A 13,560-nucleotide genomic window follows, 5' to 3' on the forward strand; every position below is an offset into this window, starting at 1 on the left:
TGTGGTTCCTATGAGGCCTCTTTCCGGGGGCTCCGGGTGGCGAAGCCCCCGGCCCGGGGCGAAGCCCCGCATGTCACGGTCCACCGGCGCGGGCCGTCACGACCTGCCGAGCTCCCGGTGGATGAAGTCGAAAATTTCGTCGTCCGTCGCGCCTTCGAGCTGCTGGGCGGCCCGGGGACGGCCGTCGGACGCCCGGGCTTCTCCCAGCTTGTTCAGCATGGTCTGAAGTCGGCTGGTGATTTGACCAAAGGCGTCATCGTCTGGGGAAACCCCTGAAACCAGCGCCTCGATCCGGTCCAGCTCCCCCAGGACCGATAGTTCCTCGCCGACCAGCGCCGAGAGCAGGAACCCGGCCAGCGCCGACGGCGTCGGGTGGTCGAAGACGAGGGTGGCGGGCAGCTTGAGCCCGGTCGCCGTGCGCAGGCGGTTGCGCAGCTCCACCGCGGTCAGGGAGTCGAAGCCGATCTCCTTGAACGGCCGATGCGCATCGATCTCCCCGGCGCTCGCGTGCCCGAGCACCCGGGCGATGGCGTCGCGGACGTGGTCGAGGACGACCCGCTCCTGCTCGACCGGCGGCAGGCCGGTCAGCCGGCCCGCGAAGTCCGCCGGCTCGGCCTCGGCCGGCCGCGCCTCGAGGGCCCGGCGGACGGCGGGGAGGTCGTCGAGCAGCGGCCGCGGCCGCGCGGCGGTGAAGCCCCGCACGAACCGCTCCCAGTCGACGTCGGCGACGGTGAGGACGGTTTCGTCGCGATCGATCGCCTGGCCCAGGGCGAGCAGCGCCCGCTCCGGCGGCATCGCCCCGACGCCCCGGCGGCGCAGGTGTTCCTCGGCGTCGTTGTCGCCCGCCATGCCCGCGCCCTGCCAGGCACCCCACGCGACCGAGGTCGCCGTGAGCCCGCGGTCCCGGCGGCGCTGGGCGAGCGCGTCGAGGAAGGCGTTACCCGCCGCGTACGCGCCTTGCCCGCCGCTGCCCCAGACGCCGGCGTTGGAGGAGAACAGCACGAACGCGTCGAGGTCGTCCAGGAGCTCGTCGAGGTGCGTGGCGCCGGCGACCTTGGCCGACACGACTTCGGCGAACTCGGCCAGGTCGGTGTCGTCGAGCGCGGTGCCCTGCACGACCCCGGCCGCGTGGAAGACGGCCCGGACGGGCTCGCCCAGTTCGTCGAGCAGCGTTTTCAGGGACGCGCGGTCGGCGACGTCGCAGGCGGCGATCGTCGTGGTCGCGCCGAGCGCGGTCAGCTCCTCGCGGAGTTCGGCCGCGCCGGGCGCCGCCTCGCCTCGCCTGCTCGTGAGCACCAGACGCCGCGCGCCGCGGCCGGCGAGCCACCGGGCGACGTGGGCGCCCAGCGCGCCGGTGCCGCCGGTGATCAGCACGGTGCCGTCCGGCCGCCAGTCGCGGGCCGGGGCGGCGTCGCCGAGCGGGGCCGGGACCAGGCGGCGGGTGAGCACCCCGGACGCGCGGACGGCGACCTGGTCCTCGTCGCCCGCCGCGGCCAGGATCCCGGCCAGCCGCTGCCGGTCACGCTCGGTCGCCGTGTCCGGCAGGTCGACCAGGCCGCCCCAGCGGTCGGCGTGCTCCAGGCCGGTGACCCGGCCGAGGCCCCAGATCTGGGACTGCGCGGCGTCGGTCACGGTGTCGGCCCGGCCGGTGGCGACCGCGCCCGCCGTGGCGAGCCACAGCGGGGCGGTGATCCCGGCGTCGCCGAGCGCCTGGGTCAGCAGCAGCGTGTTCGCGACGCCGCGCGGGAGCACCGCGTCCCCGGCCGCGTCGAGGGCCAGCAGGGAGAGCACGCCGTCCACCGGCGCGAGATCGACCAGGCGCTTGCCGAGCGCGGCCCGCTCGGTGGCCCCGACGGTGAGCGGGACCGCGGTCGCTCCCGCGTCCTCGACGGCCTGCCGCGCCGCGTCGATCCACGCGTGGTCGCCGCCTTCCGGCGTCACGACCAGCCAAGCGCCGGTCAGGGGCTTCTCTTCCGTGGCGAGGGGCTTCCAGGTGATGCGGTAGCGCCAGCCGTCCACAGTGGATTTCTCCAGGCGGGTGCGCCGCCAGGACGCGAGCGCGGGCAAGACGTCGCCGAGGGGTTCCGGCGCGACGGCCAGGGTGTCCGCGATCGACGCCAGGTCCTCGCGTTCCACCGCGGCCCAGAACCGGTCGTCGGCCGGGTCGCCGGTCGTCACGACCTGAGCGCGCTTCGGCCAGAAGCGCCGGTGCTGGAACGGGTAGGTGGGCAGGCCGACCGTGCGTGTCTCGGGGACGAACGTCCGCCAGTCGACGTCGTGCCCCTGCGTCCACAGCTCGGCGACCGAGGTCAGGAAGCGGCGCGGGCCGCCTTCGCCGCGGCGCAACGTCCCGACGACGACGCCCGGGGTGTCGTCGAGGGTCTCCTGGATCGCGGACAGCAGCACCGGGTGCGGGCTGACCTCGACGAAGAACCGGTGTCCCCGCTCGAGGAGGACCCGGGTCGTGTCGAGGAAGCGGACCGGCTCTCGGAGGTTCCGGTACCAGTACCCGGCGTCCAGGGTCGCGGTGTCGACCGGCTCGGCCGTCACCGCGGAGTAGAACGGGACGTCGCCCGTGCGGGGGTTCAGGCCCGCCAGGACTTCGTGCAGTTCGTCGCGGATGCCTTCGACGTAGACCGAGTGGGAGGCGTAGTCGACGGGGATGCGCCGGGCGCGGATGTCATTTTCCGCGCACTGGGCGATCAGCTCGTCCAAGGCGGCGGGGTCGCCGCAGACGACCGTGGAGGCCGGGCTGTTGTAGGCCGCGATCGCAACCCCGTCCGGCAGCAGGTCCGCGACGCGGCCGGCGTCGAGCGCGATCGAGGCCATGCCGCCCTGCCCGGCGAGCCCGGCAGCGATCGCCTTGCTGCGCAGCGCGACGACCTTCGCACCGTCCTCGAGGGACAGTCCGCCCGCGACCACCGCGGCGGCGATCTCCCCTTGGGAGTGCCCGGCGACGGCGTCGGGCTCGATCCCGTGGGCGCGCCAGAGCGCGGCCAGGGACACCATCACGGCCCAGGACGCGGGTTGCACGACGTCGACCCTCTTCAGGGCTTCCGCGTCGCCGAGAACGTCGGTCAGCGACCAGCCGACGTGCGGGGCCAGCGCTTCCGCGCATTCGGCGAGCCGCTGCGCGAAGACCGGCTCGTCGAGCAGCCCGAGCGCCATCCCGGCCCACTGCGCGCCTTGGCCGGGGAAGACGAACACCGTCTCCCCCGAGGCCCCGGCGGTTCCGGTGACGGCGGCAGTCAGTTCGCGGACGCCGGCGCGGTGATCATCGAGGACGACCGCGCGGTGCTCGAACTGGGACCGGGTGCTGACCAGCGACCAGCCGATCTCCTCGACGCTCCCGTCCACCTCGGCCAGCGCGGCGGCCCGGTCCCGGACCGCGGCTTCCGACCGGCCCGACACGACCCAGGGCACCAAGCGCCCCAATGTGGCCTTCGGTGCGTCTGACGCACCCAAGGCCGCCTTCGGTGCGTCTGACGCAACCAAGGCCACATTGGGGCGCTCCGGGACCTGCTCCACGATGATGTGCGCGTTCGTGCCGCTGACGCCGAACGACGAGATCCCGGCGCGGCGCGGTCCTTCGCGCTCGGGCCACGGCCGCGGCTCGGTCAGCAGGGACACGGCGCCGCCGGCCCAGTCGACGTGCCGCGAGGGCTCGCCGACGTGCAGGGTCGCGGGCAGCACGCCGTGGCGCAGGGCCAGGACCATCTTGATGACCCCGGCGACGCCGGCCGCGGCCTGCGTGTGCCCGACGTTCGACTTGATCGAGCCCAGCCACAGCGGCTCTTGCGCGGCGCGGTCCCGGCCGTAGGTCGCCAGCAGGGCCTGCGCTTCGATCGGGTCACCCAGCGTCGTGCCCGTGCCGTGGGCCTCGACGGCGTCCACATCGGACGGCGTCAGGCCCGCGTTCGCCAGTGCCGCACGGATCACCCGCTGCTGGGACGGGCCGTTCGGGGCGGTCAGGCCGTTCGACGCGCCGTCCTGGTTGACCGCGCTGCCGCGGACGACCGCGAGCACCGGGTGACCGTTGCGGCGCGCGTCGGACAGCCGTTCGACGAGGACGACGCCGACGCCTTCGCCCCAGCCGGTGCCGTCCGCCTCGTCGGCGAAGGCCTTGCACCGGCCGTCGGCGGCGAGGCCGCGCTGGCGGCTGAACTCGACGAACAGGCCGGGGGTCGACATGATCGTGACGCCGCCGGCCAGCGCCAGCGAGCATTCGCCCGCCCGCAGCGACTGGGCGGCCAGGTGCAGCGCGACCAGCGACGACGAGCACGCCGTGTCGACGGTCATCGCCGGCCCCTCCAGCCCGAGCTCGTAGGCGATCCGTCCGGAAAGGACACTGCCCGCGCTGCCGGTGGCGAGATAGCCGTCGACGCTCTCCTCGCCGAAGTGCAGCGCCGCGGTGTAGTCCTGCCCGTTGGTCCCGGCGAACACCCCGACCGGGGCGCCGCGCACGGTCAGCGGGTCGATGCCCGCCTGTTCCAGGGCTTCCCAGGAGGCCTCCAGCAGCAGCCGCTGCTGCGGATCCATGGCCAGGGCCTCGCGCGGCGAAATCCCGAAGAACTCGGCGTCGAACTGGTCGGCGCCGGCCAGGAAGCCGCCTTCGCGCACGTAGGTCGTCCCGGCGTGGTCGGGGTCGGGGTCGTAGAGCGCGTCGGTGTCCCAGCCGCGGTCGGCGGGGAACTCCGTGACCGCGTCGCGGCCCTCGGCGAGCAGGGCCCAGAGCTCGTCCGGGTTCCGCACCCCGCCGGGGAACCGGCAGCTCATGCCGACGATGGCGATGGGCTCGTCGGTGGTCGGCACGACCGCCGCCTGTTCGGCCTCGGCCTTCCCCAGCAGCTCGGTGCGCAGGTACGCCGCAAGCGCCGTCGCCGTCGGGTAGTCGAACGCGAGGGTGGCGGGGAGCCGCAGCCCGGTGGCGGTGTCGAGGCGGTTGCGCAGCTCGACGGCGGTCAGCGAGTCGAAGCCGAGTTCCTTGAAGGTGCGGCCGGCCGCGACGTCGTCGGCCGAGCGGTGGCCGAGGGCGAAGGCGACCTGCTCGCGCACCAGCTTGAGCAGCAGCCGGTCGGCGTCCGTCGTGGACAGTCCGGCGAGGTCGAGCCGGCCCGCGGTCGCCGGCGCGAGCTGCCGCACCTCGGGCAGGCCGGCGATGAGCGGGCTCGGGCGGTGCGCGGTGAGCGCGGCGGCGAACCGCTCCCAGTCGACGTCGGCGACGGTGACGGCCGCCGCACCGCCGTCGACCGCTGCCGCCAGCGCGGCGATCGCCCGGCCGGGCCGCAGCGGGGCGAGCCCGGTGCGGCCCAGATGCTCCTCGGCGGCGGCCGCGGCGGCCATCCCGCCGTCGGCCCAGGGTCCCCAGGCGATCGAGGTCGCCGCCAGGCCTTGCGCACGTCGCTGCTCGGCGAGGGCGTCGAGGTACGCGTTGGCGGCGGCGTAGTTGCCCTGCCCGGCCGCGCCGAAGGTGCCGGCGCAGGAGGAGAAGAGGACGAACGCGTCGAGCCCGGCGGTGAGTTCGTGCAGGTGCCGGGCGGAGACGGCCTTCGCGTCGACGACCTCGGCCAGGCGGTCCGGGGTGAGGGCTTCGAGGACGCCGTCGGCCAGGACGCCGGCGGTGTGCACGACGGCGGTGAGTGCGCCGACGGACTCGAGGGTCGCTTCGAGCGCGGCGCGGTCGGTGACGTCGCAGGCCAGGACGTCGACGCGGACGCCGAGTCCGGCCAGCTCGGCTTCGAGGTCGTGGGCGCCGGGGGCGTCGGGACCGCGGCGGCTGGTCAGGACGAGGCGTTCGGCCCCGGCCCCGGCCAGCCAGCGCGCGACGTGCCGGCCGAGGGCGCCGGTGCCGCCGGTGACCAGCACCGTGCCGCTGGGCTGCCACGGCGTCGCCGGGCGCGGGGTGCGCCGGACGAGCCGGCGGGCCAGGACCTGCGACCCGCGCAGGGCGACCTGGTCTTCGCCGGTCACGCCGGAGAGGATCGTCCGGAGCCGGCCAAGCGTCTCCGCGTCCGGGTCGGCGGGCAGGTCGACGAGACCGCCCCAGCGGTGCGGGTGCTCCAGCGCGACGGTGCGCCCGAGCCCCCAGACCATCGCCTGCGCCGGATCGGGCACGTCACCTTCGGCCGCGGCGACCGCACCCCGGGTGACGTACCACAGGGGCGCGTCGATCTCGGCGTCACCGAGGGCCTGGACCAACGCGAGCTGGCCTTCCACGTCCAACGTGGACAGAACGCCGTCGAGGTCCCGGCCGCGCAGGCGCTCGGCGAGGGAGGCACGATCGTCCGCGGGGGTGACTTCGAGGACGTCGTCGAGAAGGTGCGGGCCCGTCCCGGCGGGAACCACCGCGAGCCATCGGCCGTCCAGCTCGGTCTCGCCGGTACCGACGGGGGTCCAGGTGACTTCGTACTGGCCGGCCGGCGACTGGCCGCGTTCGCGCCAGGCCGACAAGGCTTCGAGGTCACCGCTCTCGACTGCCGCCCAGAACCGCTCGTCCGGCGCTGGACGAGCGGTCTCCAGCCAGAAGCGCGTGCGCTGGAACGGGTACGTCGGCAGGGTGACGGCGCCGGCGGAACGCCCGGGGTGCGACGCGTGCAGGACGGCCCGCCAGTCGACGGTGTGGCCCCGCGTGTGCGCGGCTCCCAGCGCGGCGAGCAGGCTCGGGTACTCGCCGCGGTCCTTGCGCAGCAACGGAAGTGATGGGAACGCGGCCAATGCGGAGAGCACGCCGTCGGGTCCGAGTTCGAGACCCCGCGTGACGCCCAGTTCGGCGAGCGCGGCGGACGCGTCCGCGAACCGGACCGGCTCGCGGACCTGGCGCACCCAGTACTCCGGCGTCAGCATCTCGGCACCGGCGAGCTGTCCGGACACAGTGGACACCAGCGGGATCTTCGGTGCGCTGAAGGTCAACGAACCGGCGACGCGCGCGAAGTCGTCCAGCATCGGGTCCATCAGCGCGGAGTGGAATGCGTGCGACACCGTGAGCCGCCGGACCTTCCGGCCCAGCCCGGTGAAGTGTGCCTGGATCTGATCCACCGCACTGGCTTCGCCGGACACCACCACGGCGTCGGGGCCGTTCACCGCGGCCAACCCCACACCGTCGCTCAGGACCGCCGAGACCTCGGCCTCGGTCGCCTGCACCGCCAGCATCGCGCCGCCCGTGGGCAGCGCCTGCATCAAGCCCGCCCGGGCACTCACCAGCGTGCAAGCGTCCTCGAGGGACAGCACGCCGGCGACGTGCGCCGCGGCGATCTCACCGATCGAGTGCCCGGCGACGTGGTCCGGGACCACGCCCCACGACTCCAGCAGCCGGAACAACGCCACCTCGACCGCGAACAACGCGGGCTGCGTATATTCCGTCTCGTCCAACAGCGAAGCGTCGCCGAAGACGACCTCTCGCAGCGGCCGGTCCAGCTCCGTGTCGACCAGCGCACAGATCGCGTCGAACGCGTCCGCGAACAACGGGAACCGCTCGTACAGCTCCGCACCCATCCCGACGCGCTGCGAACCCTGGCCGGAGAAGAGGAACGCCGTCTTGCCCGGCTCCGCGAGCACCGGGGTCGTCGCGCCGAGCCCGGCGAGCAGGTCATCGCGACCGTCTCCCACCACCACGGTCCGGTACTCGAAGGCCGACCGCGCGGCCAGCGCGAGCGCGATGTCGACCGGGTCGCCGTCGGGCAGCCCGCGGACTGCGTCCCGCACCGCCTGTTCGGTCCGGCCGGAGAGCACCCACGGCACGACGCCGGTCTCCGGCGAACTGTGGACAGCCGGAACCGCGGGCGGCTCCTCCAAGATCACGTGCGCGTTGGTCCCGCTGACGCCGAACGACGACACCCCCGCGCGGCGCGGCCGATCGCCCGCCGGCCAGTCCTGAGCCTCCGTCAGCAGCCGCACCTCGCCCGCCGACCAGTCGACCCGCTCCGACGGCCGGTCGGCGTGCAGTGTCTTCGGCAGCGTTTCCCCGCGCAGGGCGAGGACCATCTTGAGCACGCCGACCGCGCCCGCCGCGGCCTGCGTGTGGCCGAGGTTGGACTTCACCGAGCCGAGCCACAACGGCCGGTCCCGGTGCTGACCGTAGGTTTCCAGCAGGGCCTGCGCCTCGATCGGGTCGCCCAGCGTCGTGCCGGTGCCGTGCGCCTCGACGGCGTCCACATCGGACGGTGCCAGCCCCGCGTTCGCCAGTGCGGCGCGGATCACGCGTTGCTGCGACGGGCCGTTCGGCGCGCTCAGGCCGTTCGACGCGCCGTCCTGGTTCATCGCCGAGCCGCGCAGCAGCGCGAGCACCGGGTGGCCGAGCCGGCGCGCGTCCGACAGGCGCTCGACCAGCACGAGCGCGACGCCCTCGCCCCAGCCGGTGCCGTCCGCCGCCTCGGCGAAGGACTTGCACCGGCCGTCGCCGGCCAGGCCGCCCTGCTTGGCGAACTCCTGGAACGCACCGGGCGTCGCCATCACCGTGACGCCGCCGGCGACCGCCATCGACGACTCGCCGGAGCGGACCGACTGGGCGGCCAGGTGCAGCGCCACCAGCGAGGACGAGCACGCCGTGTCGACGGTCACCGCGGGGCCTTCGAGACCGAGCACATAGGACACCCGGCCGGACACGACCGCGCCGGCGTTGCCGGTGAGCAGGTGGCCTTCGACCTCTTCCGCCGCCTCGGTGTGGCCGGTCGCGTAGCCCTGGGTGCCGCAGCCGACGAACACCCCGGCCGCGCTGCCGCGCAGCGAACGCGGGTCGATCCCGGCGCGCTCGAAGACCTCCCACGCGCTCTCCAGCAGCAGCCGCTGCTGCGGATCCATGGCGAGGGCTTCCCGCGGTGAAATCCCGAAGAAAGCGGCGTCGAACTCGTCGGCGTCGTGGACGAACCCGCCCACCCCGCCGACCACGCTGGGGTCCCAGCCTCGGTTCACCGGGAAGGCCGACAGGCCCTCCGCGCCCGCGGAAACCAGGTCCCACAGGTCTTCCGGCGACCGCACGCCGCCGGGCAGGCGGCACGCCATCGACACGATGGCGATCGGCTCGTCGGAGTCCACCCGGGACACCGGCCGCTCGGCCGCCACGGGGCCGGCGTCGAGCAGCCGGTGCCCCAGCAGCGCGGCGAGCCGCCGCGGGTCCGGGTGGTCGAAGAGCACGACGGCGGGCAGCTTGAGCCCGGTCGCCGCGACGAGCCGGTTGCGCACTTCGAGGGCGATCAGGGAGTCGACGCCCAGGTCGCGGAAGGCCCGGTCCGGCTCGACCGAACCCGGCCCGGGGTAGCCCAGGACGGCGGCGGTCTCGGCCCGCACGAGGTCGAGCAGCACCTCCGCGCGGGCGGCCTCGGGCAGGCCGGAAAGCCGTTGGGCCCACGAAGAATCGGCCTCGGCAGGTACCGCCGTGAGCGCGTCGCGGACCTCGGGCAGCTCGTCGAGCAGGGGCCGCGGGCGGGCCGCGGTGAAGGCCGGGGCGAACCGGGCCCAGTCCATGTCCGCCACGGACAGGAACGGCTCGTCCGCGTCGAGTGCCTGGCCCAGCACGGTGAGCGCGAGCGCGGGATCCATCGCGCGGATGCCGCGGCGGCGCAGCTGCTCCCCGGAGCCGTCGCCGGTCATGCCCGCGCCGGCCCACGCGCCCCACGCGACGGAAGTCGCGGCGAGGCCGCGGTCCCGGCGGTGCTGCGCCAGCGCGTCGAGGGCCGCGTTGGCCGCGGCGTACGCGGCCTGGCCACCGCCGCCCCAGACCCCGGCGTTGGAGGAGAACAGGACGAACGCGTCGAGATCCCCGGGGAGCAGTTCGTCGAGGTTGGCGGCGCCCTGCACCTTCGCGCGCAGCGTGTCGGCGACTTCGGCGCGGTCGGTGTCGACAAGGGCGGCCGAGCGGCCCACCCCGGCCGCGTGCACGACGGTGCGGGGCTCGATGCCGGCGAGCAGGGCGGCCAGGGCATCCCGGTCGGCGACGTCGCAGGCGGCGATGGTGACCTCGACGCCGAGCGCCGTCAGCTCGTCGCGCAGCTCGGCGGCGCCGTCCGCGTCGAGACCACGGCGGCTCGTGAGGACGAGGTGCTCGGCCCCCGCGGCCGCCAGCCAGCGGGCCACGTGCGCGCCGAGCGCGCCGGTGCCGCCGGTGACCAGCGCGGTTCCGCTCGTCCGCCACTCGCGTGCGGGCCGCGTGCTGCCGAGCGGCGCCGGGACCAGGCGGCGGACCAGCGCTCCGGACGCGCGGATCGCGACCTGGTCCTCGCCCGCGTCGGCGAGCACCTGGGTCAAGCGGCCGACCGCGCGCTCGTCGAGGGTTTCGGGCAGGTCGATCAGGCCGCCCCAGCGGTCCGGGTGTTCCAGGCCCACGACGCGGCCCATGCCCCAGATCTGCGCCTGCTCCGGACTGGTCAGCCGGTCGGAGCGGCCGGTGGAGACGGCACCACGGGTCAGCAGCCACAGTGGCGCGGTCACGGCCCGGACCAGCTCGATGGTGGCGTAGAGGCCGTCTTCGGCGAAGGCGAGCAACGACAAGACGCCGGTGACCCCTTCGGTGGGCAGCTCGGGAAGGTCCGCACCGGGCTCGACGGTCAGCAGGACCGGCTCGGCGCCGTGCGCGGCCAAGCCCTCGACGAGGTTGCCGGCCGGGTATCCGGCGGGGGCGACGACCAGCCACCGTCCCTTGAAGTCCGCTTCGGACGGAGTCGAGGGTCGCCAGGCGATCCGGTACCGCCAAGTGTCCACAACGGACTGCTCGGTGCGGCGCTTGTGCCACTGGGCGAGCGCCGGCAGGACGTCGGTGAGCGCGGTCGCGTCGACGTCGAGCGAGGCGGCGAGCCCTTCGGCGTCACCACTGTCCACGGCGGACCAGAACTGGTCGTCGGCCGCGCCCGCGGCCTTCTCGGCGGCGGTCAGCCAGTAGCGTTCGCGCTGGAAGGGGTAGGTGGGCAGGTCCACGCGCCGCGCGCCGGGGAAGAGCCCGGCCCAGTCGACCGGGGCACCCCGGCTCCACAGTTCGGCGAGCGACGTCAGGAAGCGCGGCAAGCCGCCTTCCCCACGGCGCAGCGACCCGACGACGACCGGCCCGTCCAGGGTCTCCTCGACGGCGGCGGCGAGCACGGGATGGGCGCTCACCTCGACGAACGTGGTGAACCCCGCCTCGGCGAGGCCGCGCACGGCCGTGTCGAACCGGACCGTCCGGCGCAGGTTCCGGTACCAGTAGGCGGCGTCCAGCGTTGCGGTGTCGACTCGCTCGCCGAGCACCGAGGAGTGCAGCGGGATGCCGGAAGTGCGCGGCGTGATCGGGGCGAGCGCGGCGAGCAGGGCGTCCTCGATCGCCTCCACGTGCGCGGAGTGCGAGGCGTAGTCCACCGGGATGCGGCGGGCGCGGATGCCTTCGGCCACACAGGTTTCGACCAGCTCGTCGAGCGCTTCCGGCTCGCCGGAGAGCACGACCGAGCCCGGGCCGTTGACCGCCGCGACACTGATCCGGCCGTCCAGCCGGGCGGTGACATCCGCCAGGGACAAGGCGACCGAAGCCATCCCGCCCTTTCCGGCGAGGACCTCGGCGATGAGCTTGCTGCGCAACGCGACCACGCGGGCACCGTCCTCAAGGGACAGTCCACCGGCGACGACCGCGGCGGCGATCTCGCCCTGGGAGTGCCCGACGACGGCGCCGGGCCGCACGCCCGCCGACTGCCAGAGCGCGGCGAGCGAGACCATCACGGCCCAGGACGCCGGCTGCACGACGTCGACCCGGGCCAGGGCGTCGGCGTCCCCCAGGACATCGGTGAGGGTCCAGTCCACGTGGGGAGCCAGCGCGGCGGCGCACTCCGCGATCCGCGCCGCGAAGACGGGCTCGTCGAGAAGGCCGACCGCCATCCCGGCCCACTGCGCGCCCTGGCCGGGGAAGACGAAGGCCGTCTTGCCCGGCGGCACGGCGAGACCCCGGACGACCTCGGCCGACGGCGTCGCGTCCGCGACCGCGTCGAGGCCGCGGACCAGGTCCTCGACCGTGCGGCCGACCACGGCGGCACGGTGTTCCCAGGCGGTGCGGGCGGTGGCCAGCGACAGGCCGACGTCGCCCGGCCGGTGCTCTTCCGTGACGTGCTTGCGCAGCAGGCCGGCCTGCTCCCGCAGGGCCTCGGCGGTGCGGGCGGACAGCACCCAGGTCGTCGGGCCTTGCGGCGCCTCGGTTTCTTCCGGCGCGGGCACGGGCTCAGCGGATTCGAGGACGACGTGGGCGTTGGTGCCGCCGACGCCGAACGACGAAACCCCGGCCCGGCGGGGCGCGCCCGTCTCGGGCCAGGCGGTGTGCTCGGTCAGCAGCTCGACCGCGCCGCGCGTCCAGTCGACCTGGGTGGACGGCTCGGTGACGTGCAGCGTGCGGGGCAGTTCGCCGTGGCGCAGGGCCAGGATCATCTTCATCACGCCGGCCACACCGGCGGCGGCCTGGGTGTGCCCGATGTTGGACTTGATCGAGCCGAGCCGGAGTGGGTGCTCGCGGTCTCGGCCGTAGGTGGCGAGCAGGGCCTGCGCCTCGATCGGGTCGCCCAGCGTCGTGCCGGTGCCGTGCGCCTCGACTGCGTCCACTTCGGACGGTTTGAGGCCGGCGTTGGCGAGCGCGGCGCGGATGACGCGTTGCTGCGAAAGGCCGTTGGGGGCGGTGAGGCCGTTGGACGCGCCGTCGGAGTTGACCGCGGACCCGCGCAGGACGGCGAGCACCGGGTGGCCGTTCTTGCGGGCGTCGGACAGCCGTTCGACGAGCAGGATCCCGGCGCCCTCGCCCCAGCCGGTCCCGTCGGCGGCGTCGGCGAACGACTGGCACCGCCCGGACGCGGAAACCCCGCCCTGGCTGGTGAACTCGACGAAGACGGCGGGCGTGGCCATCACGGTGACACCGCCGGCGAGCGCCATCGAGCACTCCCCCGCGCGCAGCGCCTGCACGGCGAGGTGCAGCGCGACGAGCGACGACGAGCAGGCGGTGTCGACGGTGACGGTGGGGCCTTCGAGGCCGAAGGTGTAGGCGATCCGGCCCGACGCGACGGACACGGCGCTGCCGGTGAGCAGGTGGCCGCGGACCTCGTCGGGCAGGTCGTCGAGGGCGGTGGAGCCGTAGGCCTGGTTGCTGCAGCCGATGAAGACGCCGGTGTCACTGGCTTGCAGCGCGGTCCGGTCCAGCCCCGCGCGTTCGAAGGTCTCCCAGGAGACTTCGAGGAGCAGCCGCTGCTGCGGGTCCATGGCGAGGGCTTCGCGCGGCGAGATGCCGAAGAAGCCGGGGTCGAAGTCACCGGCCTTGTCGAGGAACCCGCCCTCGGCGGTGTCGCTGCCGGCGAGCTCGTCGGCGGTCCAGTTCCGGTCGGTGGGGAAGCTCCCGATGGCGTCGGTGCCGTCGCGCAGGAGGTCCCACAGCTGTTCGGGCGAGCTGACGCCGCCGGGGAAGCGGCAGCTCATCGCGACGACGGCGATCGGTTCCCTGGAGGCGGCCGCGAGCCGGTCGTTCTGCTCGCGCAGCCGCTTGTTGTCCCGCAAGGACGCCCGGAGCGCTTCGACGACCTTGTCCTTGTCCGAAGACAGTGCCACCAGGTACCTCCAGGTTCACGGCGTGGTCGC

1 protein-coding gene is annotated in these 13,560 nt (G+C 74.6%); it reads right to left on the bottom strand.

Annotated features, from left to right (window positions below; all coding sequences use genetic code 11):
* Positions 1-96: 96 nt before the first annotated feature.
* The gene (locus ACZ4TR_RS16235) at positions 97-13,530 is read right to left on the bottom strand and encodes a type I polyketide synthase (RefSeq protein WP_465287764.1); all 13,434 of its coding nucleotides are present in this window, start codon (positions 13,528-13,530) and stop codon (positions 97-99) included.
* Positions 13,531-13,560: the final 30 nt, after the last annotated feature.

Source organism: Amycolatopsis sp. NPDC028719, from assembly GCF_055565395.1.